13 protein-coding genes and 3 tRNA genes are annotated in these 16,870 nt (G+C 59.7%); 3 read left to right on the top strand and 13 right to left on the bottom strand.

Annotated features, from left to right (window positions below; genetic code table 11):
• Positions 1 to 39: 39 nt before the first annotated feature.
• The 3 genes from H8B20_RS04190 to leuC all read right to left on the bottom strand — a co-directional run bounded on the left by H8B20_RS04190 (position 40) and on the right by leuC (position 3,024).
• Positions 40 to 813, bottom strand: a complete 774-nt coding sequence (locus tag H8B20_RS04190; protein WP_210622429.1) for a class I SAM-dependent methyltransferase — start codon at positions 811 to 813, stop codon at positions 40 to 42.
• A gap of 137 nt (positions 814 to 950) precedes the next feature.
• Positions 951 to 1,595, bottom strand: coding sequence for a 3-isopropylmalate dehydratase small subunit (gene leuD, locus H8B20_RS04185; RefSeq protein WP_047300452.1), 645 nt, complete (start codon positions 1,593 to 1,595; stop codon positions 951 to 953).
• A 10-nt stretch (positions 1,596 to 1,605) separates the two neighbouring features.
• Positions 1,606 to 3,024, bottom strand: coding sequence for a 3-isopropylmalate dehydratase large subunit (leuC, locus tag H8B20_RS04180; protein ID WP_210622428.1), 1,419 nt, complete (start codon positions 3,022 to 3,024; stop codon positions 1,606 to 1,608).
• A gap of 148 nt (positions 3,025 to 3,172) precedes the next feature.
• Here leuC and H8B20_RS04175 point away from each other — a divergent pair, with 148 nt between their 5' ends.
• From H8B20_RS04175 to H8B20_RS04165, 3 genes are all read left to right on the top strand, one after another.
• Entirely contained in the window at positions 3,173 to 4,063 is an 891-nt protein-coding gene (locus H8B20_RS04175) for a LysR family transcriptional regulator (protein WP_210622427.1), read from the top strand.
• Positions 4,064 to 4,132: 69 nt separating this feature from the next.
• Positions 4,133 to 7,411 carry a sensor domain-containing protein gene (locus H8B20_RS04170; RefSeq protein ID WP_210622426.1) on the top strand — a complete coding sequence of 1,093 codons (3,279 nt, stop codon included), beginning with the start codon at positions 4,133 to 4,135 and terminating at the stop codon, positions 7,409 to 7,411.
• Positions 7,412 to 7,497: 86 nt separating this feature from the next.
• Positions 7,498 to 9,189 (top strand): molecular chaperone HscC, encoded by a 1,692-nt coding sequence (locus H8B20_RS04165; protein WP_115147580.1) that lies wholly within the window; start codon positions 7,498 to 7,500, stop codon positions 9,187 to 9,189.
• On the opposite strand, the gene H8B20_RS04160 is transcribed toward H8B20_RS04165, so the two are convergent.
• From H8B20_RS04160 to H8B20_RS04115, 10 genes are all read right to left on the bottom strand, one after another.
• A complete protein-coding gene (locus H8B20_RS04160; protein WP_210622425.1) occupies positions 9,186 to 11,891 on the bottom strand; it encodes a J domain-containing protein in 2,706 nt (901 codons plus the stop codon). The genes H8B20_RS04165 and H8B20_RS04160 overlap by 4 nt on opposite strands.
• A complete protein-coding gene (locus H8B20_RS04155; protein WP_210622424.1) occupies positions 11,888 to 12,586 on the bottom strand; it encodes a DUF1266 domain-containing protein in 699 nt (232 codons plus the stop codon). The genes H8B20_RS04160 and H8B20_RS04155 overlap by 4 nt, the downstream gene beginning before the upstream one ends.
• A 186-nt stretch (positions 12,587 to 12,772) precedes the next feature.
• Positions 12,773 to 13,219, bottom strand: coding sequence for an Hsp20 family protein (locus tag H8B20_RS04150; RefSeq protein WP_042558597.1), 447 nt, complete (start codon positions 13,217 to 13,219; stop codon positions 12,773 to 12,775).
• A 121-nt stretch (positions 13,220 to 13,340) separates the two neighbouring features.
• Positions 13,341 to 14,300, bottom strand: a complete 960-nt coding sequence (locus tag H8B20_RS04145; RefSeq protein ID WP_210622423.1) for a tRNA dihydrouridine synthase — start codon at positions 14,298 to 14,300, stop codon at positions 13,341 to 13,343.
• A gap of 79 nt (positions 14,301 to 14,379) precedes the next feature.
• Positions 14,380 to 14,823 (bottom strand): acyl-CoA thioesterase, encoded by a 444-nt coding sequence (locus tag H8B20_RS04140; protein WP_210622525.1) that lies wholly within the window; start codon positions 14,821 to 14,823, stop codon positions 14,380 to 14,382.
• A gap of 45 nt (positions 14,824 to 14,868) precedes the next feature.
• Positions 14,869 to 15,702 carry an alpha/beta fold hydrolase gene (locus H8B20_RS04135; RefSeq protein WP_042558594.1) on the bottom strand — a complete coding sequence of 278 codons (834 nt, stop codon included), beginning with the start codon at positions 15,700 to 15,702 and terminating at the stop codon, positions 14,869 to 14,871.
• Between the two features lie 30 nt (positions 15,703 to 15,732).
• The gene (locus tag H8B20_RS04130; protein WP_150594676.1) at positions 15,733 to 16,272 is read right to left on the bottom strand and encodes a TetR/AcrR family transcriptional regulator; all 540 of its coding nucleotides are present in this window, start codon (positions 16,270 to 16,272) and stop codon (positions 15,733 to 15,735) included.
• Positions 16,273 to 16,454: 182 nt separating this feature from the next.
• Positions 16,455 to 16,530, bottom strand: a tRNA-Glu gene (locus H8B20_RS04125).
• An 81-nt stretch (positions 16,531 to 16,611) separates the two neighbouring features.
• Positions 16,612 to 16,687 (bottom strand) — tRNA-Ala (locus tag H8B20_RS04120).
• 53 nt (positions 16,688 to 16,740) lie between these two features.
• A tRNA-Glu gene (locus H8B20_RS04115) sits at positions 16,741 to 16,816 on the bottom strand.
• Between the last annotated feature and the right edge of the window lie 54 nt (positions 16,817 to 16,870).

Here is a 16,870-nt window from a genome sequence, read left to right as displayed (position 1 = left end):
GCGCCATCAACGGACGCGCCCGGAAAAATTCTTGTCGTTCTAAAACTGTTTTTCAGCCCAGAGTACGATCACATCTGTACTGAACGAGCCATCGGCTTCGATCTCGAAATATTCGCGCACTTCGTTGCCCATCGACTGCTGCAACTGGCGGATCGCGGCGCGCATCACTTCAGGTGTGCGCATGCGCTCGACCCAACTGCTGTACTCCAGACGCAGACGTTGGCGCGCAGTGCTACGCGTATGCAAACCCGCCTCGCTGACCTGCCGCAACCACTCGCCGGCAGAATAATCGCGCACATGGCTGGTGTCGCGCAGCACTTCGACGCTTTGCAGGTAAGTGTCGAACAACGGGCTGCCCGGCGACAACACATCGACGAACGCCGCCACACCACCCGGCTTCAGCACCCGGCGTACTTCGCGCAGGGCCACACCGAGATCGCTCCAGTGATGCGCCGAATAACGGCTGAACACGAAATCGAATTCGCCATCAGCAAACGGCAGACGCTCGGCCGCCCCGTTGACCGTGGCGATATTACTCATGCCGCGATCGACGGCAGCAGCCGCCACGACGTCGAGCATCTGCTGCGACAAGTCATAGGCGACCACTTCCCTGACCAGCGGCGCCACGTGAAAACTCACATGGCCGGCGCCACACCCCAGGTCCAGCAACCGGGCGTCGCCCTGCCCTGCCAGTTCAGCTTGTAGCAGTGCGAATTCGGTACCTTGCGCGTGAACGGCGCTGCTCAGGTAGGCGGCGGCCTGTTCACCGAATTGCTTTTGTACAACCTGACTGTGCTGGGCGGTGCTGGTCATAGTCACATCCTGACATTTGTGTTGTTTTGGCTGCCGTCTTCGCGAGCAGGCTCACTCCCACATTTGAAATGCATTCCAATGTGGGAGCGAGCCTGCTCGCGAAGAGACCCGCTCTAACTACATCAGTCTCAAATCAATCAAGCGTCGCGAAACAGCCAAGGCTGGCTCACACGATGCCTGGCCTCGAACGTCGCAATCGCTTCGTGGTCTTGCAAGGTCAGGCCGATATCGTCCAGACCATTGAGCAGGCAATGCTTGCGAAACGCATCGATCTCAAAGCGGTAAACCTTGCCATCCGGACGCGTCACGGTTTGTGCTTGCAGATCGACCTGCAATTGGTAGCCCGGCTCAGCTTCAACCTGCTTGAACAGCTCATCGACTTCAGCGTCGCTCAAGATGATCGGCAGCAAGCCGTTCTTGAAGCTGTTGTTGAAGAAGATGTCGGCGTAGCTCGGCGCGATGATGCTGCGAAAACCGTACTCTTCCAGCGCCCATGGCGCGTGTTCACGGCTGGAGCCGCAACCGAAGTTCTCGCGGGCCAGCAACACGCTGGCGCCTTGATAACGCTCGGCGTTGAGCACGAAGTCCTTGTTCAACGGGCGCTTGGAGTTGTCCTGATACGGTTGCCCGACATCGAGGTAACGCCATTCATCGAACAGGTTCGGGCCGAAACCGGTGCGCTTGATCGACTTCAAGAACTGCTTGGGAATGATCTGGTCGGTGTCGACATTGGCACGATCCAAAGGCGCGACAAGGCCAGTGTGCTGGGTAAAAGCTTTCATGCTGCGCTCCTTAAATCAATTCACGAACGTCGATGAAGCGACCGTTCACCGCCGCAGCCGCCGCCATGGCCGGGCTGACGAGGTGAGTGCGGCCACCGGCGCCCTGACGGCCTTCGAAGTTACGGTTGGACGTCGAGGCGCAATGCTCGCCGGACTCCAAACGGTCCGGGTTCATCGCCAGACACATTGAGCAACCGGGTTCACGCCATTCAAAACCGGCTTCGAGGAAAATCTTGTCCAGACCTTCAGACTCGGCCTGCGCCTTCACCAGACCCGAGCCCGGCACGACGATGGCTTGCTTGATGGTCGAAGCCACCTTGCGGCCCTTGGCAATGACAGCGGCGGCGCGCAAATCTTCGATCCGCGAGTTGGTGCAGGAACCGATGAATACGCGATCGAGTTGAATGTCGGTGATCGCCTGATTGGCGGTCAAACCCATGTATTTCAGGGCGCGGACGATCGAGTCGCGTTTGACCAGATCCATTTCCTTGTCCGGGTCCGGCACGTTCTGATCAACAGCCAAGACCATTTCCGGCGAAGTGCCCCAGCTGACTTGCGGCTTGATCTGCGCGGCGTCGAGTTCGACCACGGTGTCGAATGTGGCGTCGGCGTCGGACACCAGGTCTTTCCAGGACTCGACGGCCATCTCCCACTCGACGCCTTTCGGTGCGAACGGACGGCCCTTGACGTAATCGACAGTTTTTTGATCCGCCGCGACCAGACCTACGCGGGCGCCGGCTTCGATAGACATGTTGCAGATGGTCATGCGGCCTTCGACGGACAAATCGCGAATCGCGCTGCCGGCGAATTCGATGGCATGGCCGTTACCGCCGGCGGTGCCGATCTTGCCGATCACCGCGAGAACGATGTCCTTGGCGGTTACGCCGAACGGCAACTGGCCTTCGACGGACACCAGCATGTTTTTCATTTTCTTGGCGACCAGGCACTGAGTGGCGAGCACGTGCTCGACCTCGGAAGTGCCGATACCGTGAGCCAGAGCGCCGAACGCGCCGTGGGTCGAGGTGTGCGAGTCACCGCAGACCACGGTCATGCCCGGCAAGGTCGCGCCCTGCTCCGGGCTGATCACGTGGACGATGCCTTGGCGGACGTCGTTCATCTTGAACTCGACGATGCCGTATTCATCACAGTTGTCATCGAGGGTCTGAACCTGCAAACGCGAGACCTGGTCGGCGATGGCTTCGATGCCACCCTTGCGCTCCGGGGTCGTCGGTACGTTGTGGTCCGGGGTCGCGATGTTGGCATCGATGCGCCAAGGCTTGCGCCCGGCCAGACGCAGACCTTCAAAGGCTTGCGGCGAAGTCACTTCGTGAATGATGTGACGATCGATGTAGATCAACGCAGAGCCATCGTCGCGCTGCTTGACCAAATGCGAATCCCAGAGCTTGTCGTAGAGCGTTTTGCCGGCCATCAGACGGTTCCTCATCAGCTTGTTTCTATGCCCTGGGTATTTGAGAGATTCAATAACCCTTTGGCTTGTGAGGTCGATCCTATGGGGTTAGATTAAATAACTCAAATTCATATTTTTTATGCTTTGGATAACCAACTGGAATACCACCATGGATCTGGCCAACCTCAACGCTTTTATCGCCATCGCCGAGACCGGCAGTTTCTCCGGCGCCGGTGAACGGCTGCACCTGACACAACCGGCCATCAGCAAGCGTATCGCCGGTCTGGAGCAGCAACTCAAGGTGCGCCTGTTTGATCGACTGGGTCGCGAAGTCGGCCTGACCGAGGCTGGCCGCGCCCTGCTGCCGCGGGCTTATCAGATTCTCAACGTGCTGGACGACACCCGTCGCGCATTGACCAATCTGACCGGCGAAGTCAGTGGCCGCCTCACATTGGCGACCAGTCATCACATTGGCCTGCACCGCTTGCCACCGCTATTAAGGGAGTTCACCCGCTGCTACCCACAAGTCGCGCTGGATATTCAGTTTCTCGATTCGGAAGTGGCCTACGAAGAAATACTCCACGGCCGCGCGGAACTGGCGGTCATCACCCTTGCGCCCGAGCCGCACACGCTGGTCAAAGCCACCCCGGTGTGGGATGACCCGCTGGATTTCGTGGTCGCCCCGGAGCATTCATTGATCAGTAATGGCGCCGTCAGTCTGGCGGACATTGCCGGCCATCCGGCGGTTTTCCCCGGCGGCAACACATTTACGCACCATATTGTCCAACGTTTGTTCGAGGCCCAAGGGCTGACACCGAACATCGCGATGAGCACCAACTACCTGGAAACCATCAAAATGATGGTCTCCATTGGCCTGGCATGGAGCGTGCTTCCGCGCACCATGCTCGATGAACAGGTGGCAAGCATCGCATTGCCGGGCATACAGCTCAGTCGCCAGCTAGGCTATATCGTGCACACCGAACGGACGCTATCGAATGCGGCAAGAGCGTTTATGGCCTTGCTGGATGCACGAATCGATCTGCCAGGGACTCAGGGCTAACTTGTGCTAATCCTATAGAGCCGCTGTCCCTGTGCCTAAACGCCACCACCCGCTCAAGGCCTGTCGATAATGCCGAAATCTGTTGACCGAATTCCGCCGATGCCGCGCATTCAAGCGATTGACCCGCGACATTCCGAGCAGAGCTGGGAGAGCGCGCCGCAATTGCTCGCAGCGCTGAACGGTGCGCGGCTCGGCGCCTGGTATTGGGATATCGAGCGCGGTCAGATCAGTTGGTCACGGGGCACGCAGGCCTTGTTCGGTTTCGATCCGCGCCAGCCGCTGCCGGAAGATCTCGAATACCTGGATTTGCTGCCACCCGAAGACCGGGCAAAAACCGTGCGCGCCTTCCACGCGGTAATTGCCGGCGCCCCGCTGGAACAGGCGATGCATCACCGCATCCGCTGGCCCGATGGCAGCCTGCATTGGCTGGAGATCAACGGCAGCCTGCTGCCAGACAAAAACGGCCGCCCCCGAATGATTGGGGTGATTCGCGAAATCACGCACCAGCGGCAACGCGAACAAGCCCTGAGCAGTTCGGAGAAACGTTTCGCCACGCTGTTTCATCTGTGCCCGAACATGGTGCTGCTGACCCGCCAGGAAGACGGTTTGATCAGCGAAGCCAACCAGTATTTCGAAAGCCTGTTCGGCTGGCCGGTGCAAAGCGCGATTGGCCGCACCACGCTGGAACTGGGCCTGTGGGTGCACCCTGAGCAGCGCGGCGAACTGGTCAAAAAGACCAAGGCCAAGGGTGAACTGATCAGCATGGAAGTGCAGTTTCGCGCCAGTAACGGGCAGATCCATGACGGCATTCTCAGTGCGCAAAAGGTCGAACTCGAAGGCCAGCCTTATCTGCTGAGCACGTTCCTCGACACCACCGAGCGCAAAGCTGCGGAACACGCCTTGAAAGACAGCCAGGAACGCCTCGACCTGGCGCTCGACTCGGCGCAGCTCGGCACGTGGGACTGGCACATTCCCAGCGGCATGCTCTATGGCTCGGCACGCGCGGCGCAATTGCACGGACTGGACCCGAAACCGTTCCATGAATCGTTCGACGAGTTTTTCGAAGGTGTGCCCGGCGAGGAGCGCGACAGCATGCGCGACGCCTATCGCAGCCTGCGCGAAGGCCCGGCGGGCAATTACCAACTGACGTATCGCGTGCAATTGCCGGACGGCAGCTCACGTTATCTGGAAAGCCGCGCCCGCCTCTATCGGGACGACAATGGCGCGCCGTTGCGCATGGCCGGCACTTTGCTCGACATCACCGATCAGGTCGAGCGCGAACAACGCCTAGTGGCCTCGGAAGAGAAATTCGCCACGCTGTTCCAGGTCAGCCCCGACCCGATCTGCGTCACCCGTCAGGACAGCGGCGAGTTCATCGAAATCAACAACAGTTTCACCCAGACCTTTGGCTGGAGCGCCGCCGACGTAATCGGCCGCACCGCCGAAGACATCGGCCTGTGGGACGCATCGGCGAAAAGTCTGCAGCGCATCGAACGGGTGATCCGCGAACAAGGCCTGAGCAATGTCGCGATCATCGTCCAGCACAAGGACGGCCAGTCGTTGACCTGCGTGATTTCCAGTCGGCAGATCAGCGTTGGCGATCAACCGTGCATCGTCACCACATTGCGCGATATCACCCAGCAGCAACGTTCGGAAGCGGCACTCAAGGCCAGTGAAGAGAAGTTCGCCAAGGCGTTTCACTCCAGCCCCGACGCCATCACCATCACCGAGCGCGACACCGGGCGCTATCTGGAGGTCAACGACGGTTTCTGTCGCCTCACCGGATATCGCGCCGATGAAGTGGTGGGTAAAACCGTGTATCAGGTCGGGATCTGGGCCGAGGAGAAACAACGTTCGGCCCTGCTCGCCGAATTGCAGATCAAGGGCCGCGTGCACCATCAGGAAATGCTCGGGCGCAACAAGCGCGGGGAAATCCTCACGGTGGAAGTCTCGGTGGAGCCGATCAACCTGAATGAAACGGCTTGCCTGCTGCTGACAGCTCGAGACGTCAGTCTGTTGAAAAACGCTGAAGCACAAATCCGCCATCTGGCTTACCACGACCCGCTGACCAACCTGCCCAACCGTGCGTTGTTGATGGATCGACTGAGCCAGCAGATCGCCCTGCTCAAACGCCACAACCTGCGCGGCGCCTTGCTGTTTCTCGATCTCGATCACTTCAAGCACATCAATGACTCACTCGGCCATCCGGTCGGCGACACGGTGCTGAAGATCATCACGGCGCGGCTCGAAGCCAGTGTGCGCATGGAGGATACGGTGGCGCGCCTGGGCGGCGATGAATTCGTGGTGTTGCTCAGTGGCCTGGAGGGCACGCGCAATGAAGTCAGCTTGCAGGTACGCGAACTGGCCGACACCCTTCGTGAACTGCTCTCGGAACCGATGTTCCTCGACGGCCAGCGCCTGCAAGTCACACCGAGCATCGGCGTGGCGCTGATCCCGGATCACGGCTCTACCCCGACCGACCTGCTCAAGCGTGCCGACATTGCCTTGTACCGAGCCAAGGATTCCGGGCGCAACACCACGCAGATGTATCACAACACCATGCAGAAAGCGGCCAGCGAACGTCTACGCATGGAGACCGACTTGCGCCTGGCGCTATCGCGCGGCGAATTCAGGGTGCATTTCCAGCCGCAAATCGACGCGCAGAACAACCGCATCATCGGCGCCGAAGCCCTGGTGCGCTGGAACCACCCGAAACTCGGCGCACAGTCACCGACCGAGTTCATCAAGGTTCTGGAAGACAGCGGTCTGATTCTGGAAGTCGGCACATGGATACTCGATGAAGCCTGCTCGGCGTTCAAACAACTGATCGCCCTGCAACTGGTCGACCCGCTCAATTTCAGCTTGTGCGTCAACATCAGCCCGCGCCAGTTCCGCCAGAACGACTTCGTCGAGCGTATCGAACAAAGCATGGTCAGCCACGGCCTGCCTTGCTCGCTGCTGAAACTGGAGATCACCGAAGGCATCGTCATCCAGAACCTGGAGGACACCATCAGCAAGATGCGCCGCCTGAAAAAGCTCGGTGTGAGTTTCGCCATGGACGACTTTGGCACCGGTTATTCATCGCTGACTTACCTCAAGCGCTTGCCGGTGGACACGTTGAAAATCGATCAGTCGTTTATCCGCGATGCGACCACTGACCCGAACGACGCGGAGATCATCCGCGCCATCGTCGCCATGGCCCGCAGCCTGAAACTCGAAGTAATCGCCGAAGGCGTGGAAACCCCGGAGCAGCTTGAGTTTTTGCAGGGCCTGGGTTGCCATTTGTACCAAGGGTATCTGCACAGTCGGCCATTGCCGCTGGAGGACTTGAAAAAGCTGCTGACATAACGCGCTCAGCTTGCACCCGGCCAACAATTGCCAGTGTTGGCGGCAACCTGTAGGGTCGCGCTTTTTGCGCCGTTTCGAGATCAATCATGCAGGATGCAACCCTCCCACGCCCGGCCCTGCTGGGCATCGACCTTGGCACCACCAATAGTCTTATCGCCGTCTGGCAGGACGGTCAGGCCCGGTTGATTCCCAACGCCCTCGGCGACGTGCTGACCCCATCGGTGATCAGCCTCGATGAGGACGACACGATTCTGGTCGGCAAAGCTGCGCGCGCCCGACTGACCACGCACCCGGAACGCAGCGCCGCGGCTTTCAAGCGCTTCATGGGCAGCGACAAGCAGATTGAACTGGGCAGTCGTCAGTTCAGCCCCGAAGAATTGTCGGCACTGGTGCTCGGCTCACTCAAACAGGACGCCGAAGCCTTTCTCGGCCACCCGGTATCCGAAGCAGTGATTTCCGTACCGGCGTATTTCAGTGACGAGCAACGCAAACGCACGCTGTTTGCCGCCGAACTGGCTGGTTTGTCCGTGACGCGCCTGATCAACGAGCCGACCGCTGCCGCCATGGCCTATGGGCTGCACGAGCAGAAATTCGAACGCACGCTGATTTTCGATCTGGGCGGCGGCACCTTCGATGTCACGGTGCTGGAATATGCGCTGCCGCTGATTGAAGTGCATGCGTCCACCGGCGACAATTTCCTCGGCGGCGAAGACTTCACCGCCGCGCTGTTGCAGGCCTGCCTCAAGGCCTGGCAATTGACCCCGTCAATGGTCGATGCACAGGGTATGGCCAGCCTGGGTGATGCGCTGGAGCAGCTCAAGTGCAAACTCGGTGAAGGCACGCAGCATTTGAGCTGGCGCCATGCAGACAAGACATTTGAATGGTCGCTGGATGAAGCCGCTGCGGTGAAGATCTGGGAACCACTGCTCGGCCGCTTGCGCGCACCGATCGAACAAGCCCTGCGCGATGCCCGGCTCAAGCCCCGTGATCTCGACAGCCTGGTATTGGTGGGCGGTGCCACGCGAATGCCGGCGGTGCAGCAGATGGTCGCCACGCTGTTCGGGCGCCTGCCTTATCGTCATCTGGATCCCGACACCCTTGTCGCGCTCGGCGCGGCGACGCAAGCGGCGTGCAAGGCGCGCGACGGTGCGGTGGAAGAGCTGATCCTGACGGACGTCTGCCCTTACACACTGGGCATCGAGACCATGCGCGGCAAGGGTATCGAAGGCGCCTTCTCGCCCATCATCGAACGCAACACCATCATTCCAACGTCTCGGGTGGAGCGCTATTACACGACGCATCCGCGGCAGGAAAAAATCCGCATTGCGGTGTATCAGGGCGAACGTCCATGGGTACGCGACAACATTCTTATCGACGCTTTCGATGTCACGCTGATGCCCACCGAGCACATGCAGCAACTGGATGTGCGTTTCAGCTACGACATCAATGGCTTGCTCGAAGTTGACGTCACGCTGCTGGAAACAGGTGCACGGTACAGTCACAGCATCGACCGCAGCCCCACCGGACTCGATGAACAGGCCCGACAAAACAGTCATGACCGGCTCGCCGCACTCAAGGTTCACCCGCGCGATGCATTACCCAACCGCACGCTGCTGGCACGTCTGGAGCGCGCATGGATGCAGAGCCTGGGGACGGAGCGCGAGCGCATTGCCGAATGGCTGCACAGTTTCACCACCGTGCTCGGCGGCCAGCAATCGTCAGAGATCGCCAGCCACCGCGCACAGCTCAACAGCGCGCTGGATGAGTTGCGCCTCTAGCCAATGAGCCGGCGCAACGCTGCCTGCAATCCACCGGACAATGGATCCTCACGGAAACTCTCCGGTGGCACGCCGTAACGGTTGGGCAGCTTCTCGCCAGGAAAACCGAACAGCACCAGCGGCAGAAACGGTAAAACCGGCGTCAGCCCCGCGAGTATCAGAAAGGTCGCGACGCCTCGGCCCATGTCGTGCAGGCGCCGCAGCATGGCGCTGAGCAACAGCAGCAGCGCCACGGCCAACACGACGAAGGCCGAAGTCATTGAGCCACTGAACAATGCCAACAGCGGCGTCAGCAATACGATTCCGATCACTTGCCCGACAAATGCCTCACGCCCTAACCGTGTGCCCAGGCGCCAGAACGCCGTGGCGGCGACCGGACGTGTGTCGGCCTTGGCCATCAACAAGCGTTCGGACCACGACAGCAATGCGCTGAAGGCAAACCGTAAACCGAGCCCGTTCTGCGTATTGTCCTTGGCGCGTTGCAGGCGCATCAGGGCTTTCTGGCGTGGCACGCCGGCATTGCCGTAAAGCACCAGGTCCTTGAGCACATCGAGCGCCAGGTAAAACGCGTCGATGTCGTTAACGCCTTCGTCTTCCAGAGCCTCGCGTGGTGGGCGCGCCGGCTCGCCTTTGATCAGACTGTGGCGGAAACCGTCGAACCAATCCTGGGGATTGACGATTTCGGTAATTCTGTCGAGCAGAAAGCGCCGCTGCTTGGCGTCAAACAGTCCGCAGTGATAGAGCACTGCCGTCAGGAGCATTCGTCCCAGCAGATCATCGTCAAATGCACTCAGATCGCTGCGCATGCATTCGAACAGGCGGTCGTTGCTCAACAGTCGCAGGCTGGCAAGCGCTTCCTGCACACCGCACATTTGTCGGGCCAGCAGCGCATGCACCGGGTCCGCCGTTTGCAGCAGGCCGAGCAAGCCCTCGCAGTTACCTTGCTCACGCAGTAAGCGTTGCAACAACGGCTGCAATCGGCTGAGCGGATGGGTCGGGTTGTAGGGCAGTTGCTCCAGCCATCGCGCGTCGATCAATGGCAACCAACGCTCGGTTTGCCCCAGCAATGCCAACAGAAACAGCGTTTGAGCGTGCCATTGCCACAGCGCCTCTGCCGCCCCCGGCGGCGGCCACTGCACATCGCCCTGGCTTAGTTGCAGCAGCAGCGCCAGCTCTGACAAATCGAGGGTGGCGTGCGCATCGTTCAGTTTGAAATCTTCGGCAATGCGCTCGAGCGCGGTGCGACTGTAAGGACGCAATCTGCGTAACCAGAGTCGGCAGAGGCTGTGCGCAAAACCTTCCTTCAGGGCTTCGGGCAGTTGGGGCGAATCCGCGTTCGCATCGGTGTAGGCGCTCATCGCCAACGGGATCGGTGCTTGCGTCAACCAACGCACATGCTGCTCAGCCTGTTGCTTGAATCCGCTCAGCACCAACGCCTCAAGGGCATCCACCGACAACGGTTCGTCGAGCATTTGCTGTAACAGCGGCACGTCACCGCGATGCAGTGCCCAGGCATGTCGATAGAGTCGCTGCAACCTTGGGTCGTCATGATTGCCAAGCAACAGTGCCAGCAACGGCAGCTCATCGTCGCTCATGCGCCAGTCGACGAAGGCCTTGGCCAGACCCTGAAGTTCGAGACTGCCAATGCCCATCCATCGCGCCAGGGTTTCCGGTCTTTGTGAAGGGCTGCCATATTGCTGACTGACATGGTCGAGTTCGCGGGACCAGTCACTGAAAACCTGCGCTCGATCAAATGCCTGAATCAGCAGCGGCAGAAAGTCCGGCTGACGTTCTGCGCAAATTACCATCAAGTGGCTTTCGGCCGTCGGATGACGATACTCCTGCCAGAGCCGGATCCAGCACGGCCACGCCTGATCGTCCAGGCCCAGTAGAGTGCTTTGACAGGCGAGCAGGTAGAGCCAATCGACATCCTCAGGGTTTTTGCCCTGCTGCTCTTTGCAACACTGCAGCAGCCCTGCCCCTCCCATGCCCGCCTGAGTGAACTGCGTCACGAGCCGCTTGATGTACGTTTCATCGTTCGGCAACGGCAGGCAGGTGTGCCGACTGGCAAAGTCGGCGAACTCATGGAGCGGACGCTGGGCGAAGATGAAATCGAGACTGCGCGCATACCACAGGGATTCGGTCTGCGCTGCTTCTGACCAGGCGCTCATCAGATCCGTATCGAACGGATCACCCGCCTTGATCCGTTGCAGAAACGCTTCAACACGCTGAGCGTCGTCAAACGACAGATCCAGCAATTGCTGGTCCCAAGCCATGCGTTCGGCCAACAGGTTCGCGCAACGATAGGACAGCGGCCCGGCGTCAGCCAGCCGATGGTACAAGCCCCAACTGAGGTCATCGAGAGACTCGAGAGGCAGTTGATCCAGACCTCGGATAAACGACTGCCAGGCTGCGAAGTCGAAGCGCCGTAGAGGATCGTCAAGCAACTCGCAGAAATCCACGAAGGCCTGCGGCACCTCGATGATTGTCTGTTCCGGCTCTTCATATTCCTCGAATTCTTCTGGTTCTTCTTCATCGCCCTCGCGTGCCAGACGAAGCGCTTTTTCGTAGGCCATGCGCAGCGCCTGAAAACCTTCGGGATCGCTCTCCGGGTGATGTTCCGGCAGGCGCGTGCGGTAGGCGTTGCGAATGAGGGTTTCGTCGGTGGTGGGTTCGATGCCCAAGCGGATCCAGCAACTCATGACCAGTCGAACTCCTTGAGCGATTCGGGACGTTGCGGCAAGTCGAGGTCCAGTTGCCAAGGCAGGTTTTCCAGAAAAACCGGCATGTTCTGTTGGAGGCCACGAGCGATTTGCACGCTGTTGGGGTTCTCGCCCTGTCGATCCAGCTCGCAGGCAAAGGTGTCGTTGCCCTCGTTCTCACTCCCCCAGAATCCGCGACCTATCAAAAATCCGTTGAAATAGGATTTCCAGCTGCTGTAGTGATACTGCGCCCTGACCGCCAACCGTCCGTGCAGCCAAGTGCTTTCGGGCATATCAATCCATTGGTTGCGCACCGCGCAACGCAGCAGGAAACCCATGCGGCCATAGTCCCAGGACAGAATGCCGCCCGGCCCGCATTCGCCAAAAGTGCGACTGGCGAACTCGTACAGAATGCGCTCACGCGGTTCAAGGGTTTCCAGCAGCGCCCGCCATTCGCCGGGCAGGCAGCGCTGCCACGCGTGATAGGCGCCTTTAAGGTGCCTGGCATGACCGTTGTCGGTCATGCGCTCGAACATGCTCAACAATTGCGGCCGGTCATTGATACCCCAGCTGCATTGCAAATCGATAAATTCCGGTGCGGAGTAAAACGCCGGCTCGTCGTATTCGGCGCGGGGATTGAGCGCCACCATCGGTGCAGACAGGGCGCACAGCCAACGCTGTTGAATCTCATCCATGAAAAAGGCTCCAGGCCGACCGGCGAGAAATGGGGTCGGCAAAACTGCGCGGATTGTAAAGAGCCGTGCCGATAGCGGCAAACGCTGCGAACACTTTTGCAGCGCGCACAAAAAAGGCCCCGACGTATCGGGGCCTTCGTTCAGCGGCTCATCGCTTGTTCAGACGATTGTGTGTCTTCGCGTGAATCAGTGCTGCAGAACCGGTTTTTGCGTCCCGTTGATCGGGATGCGTTTGGCCTTCGCCTCTTCCGGGATCACTCGCAACAGGTCGATGCTCAGCAGACCGTTGCTCAGATCGGCAGCCTTGATCTCGATGTGATCGGCCAGACGGAAGGACAGCTTGAAAGCACGCTGGGCGATGCCCTGGTGCAGGAAGGTCACGTCTTCGTTGGCGTCACGCTTGCCGCCACTGATGGTCAACACGCCCTTCTCGACTTGCAGCTCCAGGTCTTCTTCCTGGAAACCGGCGGCGGCTACGACGATGCGGTATTGATCGTCACCGTGTTTTTCCACGTTGTAGGGTGGATAGCTGCTGCCTGGTTCGTTGCGCAGGGCCGTTTCGAACAGGTCGTTGAAGCGGTCGAAACCCACCGAGGAACGGAACAGTGGCGCGAGGGAAAATGCAGTACTCATGGTTCAAATCTCCTGAAAACAATCAGCAAGGTTTTTTATCTCCGCGACCCGAATTCGGCATCGCGTAACCCTTAGATAGGGACCGCTGATTTGATTTCAAGAGAGTATTTGCAGATTTTTTTCAGGCCACTTCGGCGACCGGCAGACCAAGTAAACGCGAGACGTGATCCAGTTCCGTCTCACGGCGCAGCACGGTAAACAGCTCGGTGGCTTCAGGGTAATTGCGGGTCAACATGGCCAGCCACTGCTTCAAACGGCCCGGCGATTGACGTGCGGTCATCTGCGCTTTGGCTTGCAACCAGAAATCCTGGATCAGTGGCAGCAGCTCGGCCCAGGTCATCTCGACCACTTCCTCACCGGCGCGTGCAGCAGCGATTTGCCTGGCCAGATCCGGCCGCGAAACCAGACCACGACCGAGCATGATGTCTTCCACGCCGCTGATTTCGCGGCAACGACGCCAGTCCTCGACGCTCCAGATATCACCATTGGCGAAAACCGGCACCTTGACCACTTCCTGCACGCGCGGGATCCATTCCCAGTGCGCAGGCGGTTTGTAACCGTCCATCTTGGTCCGGGCGTGAACCACGATGTGCTCGGCGCCGCCTTCGGCCAGTGCCGTGGCACAGACGAGCGAGCCATCCGGGCTGTCGAAGCCCAGACGCATCTTGGCCGTGACGGGAATGTGCGCAGGCACGGCGCGACGCACCTGCTCGACGATCTGGTTGAGCAGTTCGGGCTCTTTGAGCAGCACCGCACCGCCACGGGATTTATTGACTGTTTTGGCCGGGCAGCCGAAGTTGAGGTCGATCACTTCGGAGCCGAGTTCGCAGGCCAACGCAGCGTTTTCCGCCAGACACACCGGGTCAGAACCCAACAGCTGCACACGCAACGGCACGCCGGACGCGGTGCGGGCACCGTTGAGCAGTTCCGGGCCGAACTTGTGGAAGTAGGCTGGGGTGAGCAACTGGTCATTGACGCGAATAAATTCGGTCACGCACCAGTCGATGCCGCCAACGCGGGTCAGCACGTCGCGAAGGATGTCGTCGACCAACCCCTCCATGGGCGCCAGAGCAATTTGCATGGGGAAAACACTACTTGAGGAAAAACGTGCGGCAGTTTACTGGATTGCGCAGGTTAAACCCACGACCACCTACAGGGATTTACGCTGACTCTGGGGTTTGGATCGCCGGGCCATAGCCTTCGATGAACTCCGCCGGCATGCGCTTGGGCTTGCCGGTGGACAGTTCGATGCAGACGAACGTGGTCTGGGCGCGCAGCAGCGTCGCGTGGTCACTTGGGCGGATCAGCTGGAAATGCCGGGTCATTTTCAAACGTTGATCCCAATCGACGATCCAGGTCGCCAATTGCAGCTCTTCGCCTTCATAGGCCGCTGCCAGGTAATCGATCTCGTGGCGCACCACGGCCATTGCGCGATCCAGCCGCCGGTACTCGACCAGATCCAGCCCCAGACGTTGCGAATGGCGCCAGGCGCAACGTTCAAGCCAGGTCACGTACACCGCGTTGTTGGCGTGCCCCAGCCCGTCGATGTCCTCGGCGCCTACTTGCAGATCAATGGTAAACGGCGTCGCCCGATCCCAGCCCATGCCCCACTCCCGCAGATTATTCAACCGGGGCATTGTAACGGATGCTCACGCCGATTGGCGCGCCTGAAGGCTGCGACCGGTCAGCAGTGATAACACGCCATCAATCACCCGAGGGTCGGCCAGCACGCGTTGATGACCACCGCTTTCGAGGCGCAACAAGCGGCTGTCGAACCAGGATTCGTGGATCAATTGCGATTCCTTGACCGAGACAAAATTGTCGTCCTCGGCATGCACGATCAGCCCGGGCATATCCAGTTGATAGTGCGCGACGTCGAGGGTGGCGGCGCGCATGCCGACATCTTGCTCGACCTGGCGAATGAATGCGGAACGCGCTCGGGGCGGCATCCCCACGTAGCGGGCAAATCCGCGCAGCACGCCAAGAATGCGGGCGGGGGCAGCAATGCTGACGAGGGTTTCGGTGCGCAGGCCCAATTGCACGGCGAGCATCGCACTGGCGCCGCCCATGGAGTGACCGATAACAGCTTGCAAGGGCGGCAGTTCGGCGGCAGCTTCAAGCATGGCGCGGGCAAACAACACAACGTTGGCCTCACGCCCCGGCGACCGACCATGTGCCGGGCCATCGAGCGCAACCACCGTGTAACCGGCGTCGACCAGAGCGGTGATCAGCGCAGCAAATTGAGTGGGTCGCCCTTCCCAACCGTGCATCAGCAGCACCGTCGGACCGTGCCCCCAACGCAGTGCGGAGAGGCCGAAGCGCAAAGTGATTCGCTCTGAGTTGGCCAGCAGCGGCAACTCCCAATCGCGCAAGGGCAACGCGCGCGGCGTCATGAACGCCAAGCGCATTTTACTCGCCACCCGTTGCGGTGCAATCCAGCCCAAGGTGCCATTTACGCCACGAACCCACTTCAACGTGTTCATCGCTCTCTCCTCAGGCGTGCTGCCTTCAGGTCAACGCACCGCCGACTTGGCGGCGCGCAGCAATCGATCGGATAAGTCTCCCGGGCCGAGCGCTCTTGCGAGTGCCAGACCACCCACCATCAAGGCCACATCGGCCAGGGCTTTGTCGGTGTCCTCAGGGCTGGACGCCAACTGCGCAATCATCAATTCCAGGTGTTCGTTCAGCGCGATGCGGAACGACTCCGGCAAACGACCCAGCTCGCCAATGGAGGCAGGAATCGGACAGGCCGATTCGCTGGAATCGCGGTGCTTGCGCGACAGGTAGAACGCAGCGACCAGCGCGCGGCGCTCTTCGCCAGTCAATTCGGTGTCCATGTCGGCAATCAGGTCGCGACGCCGGCCCAGCAACTGCTTGAACGCTTCGAGCATCATCGCGTCCTTGCTTTCGAAGTGCGCATAGAAGCCACCGACCGTCAGGCCGGCTGCGCCCATCACTTCGCCCACGCTTGGGTCTGCCGGGCCGCGCTGGATCAGTGCGGCGCTGGCAGCCTTGAGGATGCGTTCGCGGGTTTGAGCTTTTTTATCGTTCATCGTCGCCTCCGAATATTACGACTAGAATATTATTCTCATAATAATATTCTGCAAGTCAAGGATATGACCGCTGGTCTGAAGCACAGTGTAAGGAAAAAGGAGAGTTGGCCAAACGCCAGACAAACAAAAGGGCCATTCAATAATTGAATGACCCTTATAAAATCCCGCAGAGCGGGTAATCGTGGCGTCCCCTAGGGGACTCGAACCCCTGTTACCGCCGTGAAAGGGCGGTGTCCTAGGCCACTAGACGAAGGGGACACAAACCCTTCTATACAACTGATCAGTGCTGAGAGCTGATCGATTCAAGGTCGGTGTGGCCAGACCTTGAACTTGTAAAATTGGTGGAGCTTAGCGGGATCGAACCGCTGACCTCCTGCATGCCATGCAGGCGCTCTCCCAGCTGAGCTAAAGCCCCGGATTTTTCGCCTCGCGGCGGAGTGACATCTTGCAACATCACTTCTGTAAAACTGGCGTCCCCTAGGGGACTCGAACCCCTGTTACCGCCGTGAAAGGGCGGTGTCCTAGGCCACTAGACGAAGGGGACGCAAACCCTTCTATACAACTGATCAACGCTGAGTGTTGATCGCTTCAAGGCCGG

Source organism: Pseudomonas sp. P42 (assembly GCF_017973755.1).
Taxonomy (GTDB): Bacteria; Pseudomonadota; Gammaproteobacteria; order Pseudomonadales; family Pseudomonadaceae; genus Aquipseudomonas; species Aquipseudomonas iridis.
The sequence above is the reverse complement of the archived record's forward strand: the minus strand, read 5'-3'. Positions and strand labels throughout refer to the sequence as shown.

What these genes read in the sequence shown, in the direction of transcription:
- H8B20_RS04150 (WP_042558597.1), bottom strand. Translation starts at nt 13,219, where the DNA reads ATGAGTACTGCATTTTCCCTCGCGCCACTGTTCCGTTCCTCGGTGGGT.
- H8B20_RS04140 (WP_210622525.1), bottom strand. Translation starts at nt 14,823, where the DNA reads ATGGGCTGGGATCGGGCGACGCCGTTTACCATTGATCTGCAAGTAGGC.
- H8B20_RS04145 (WP_210622423.1), bottom strand. Translation starts at nt 14,300, where the DNA reads ATGCAAATTGCTCTGGCGCCCATGGAGGGGTTGGTCGACGACATCCTT.
- leuD (WP_047300452.1), bottom strand. Translation starts at nt 1,595, where the DNA reads ATGAAAGCTTTTACCCAGCACACTGGCCTTGTCGCGCCTTTGGATCGT.
- H8B20_RS04170 (WP_210622426.1), top strand. Translation starts at nt 4,133, where the DNA reads ATGCCGAAATCTGTTGACCGAATTCCGCCGATGCCGCGCATTCAAGCG.
- H8B20_RS04175 (WP_210622427.1), top strand. Translation starts at nt 3,173, where the DNA reads ATGGATCTGGCCAACCTCAACGCTTTTATCGCCATCGCCGAGACCGGC.
- H8B20_RS04190 (WP_210622429.1), bottom strand. Translation starts at nt 813, where the DNA reads ATGACCAGCACCGCCCAGCACAGTCAGGTTGTACAAAAGCAATTCGGT.
- H8B20_RS04165 (WP_115147580.1), top strand. Translation starts at nt 7,498, where the DNA reads ATGCAGGATGCAACCCTCCCACGCCCGGCCCTGCTGGGCATCGACCTT.
- H8B20_RS04135 (WP_042558594.1), bottom strand. Translation starts at nt 15,702, where the DNA reads ATGAACACGTTGAAGTGGGTTCGTGGCGTAAATGGCACCTTGGGCTGG.
- H8B20_RS04155 (WP_210622424.1), bottom strand. Translation starts at nt 12,586, where the DNA reads ATGGATGAGATTCAACAGCGTTGGCTGTGCGCCCTGTCTGCACCGATG.
- H8B20_RS04160 (WP_210622425.1), bottom strand. Translation starts at nt 11,891, where the DNA reads ATGAGTTGCTGGATCCGCTTGGGCATCGAACCCACCACCGACGAAACC.
- leuC (WP_210622428.1), bottom strand. Translation starts at nt 3,024, where the DNA reads ATGGCCGGCAAAACGCTCTACGACAAGCTCTGGGATTCGCATTTGGTC.
- H8B20_RS04130 (WP_150594676.1), bottom strand. Translation starts at nt 16,272, where the DNA reads ATGAACGATAAAAAAGCTCAAACCCGCGAACGCATCCTCAAGGCTGCC.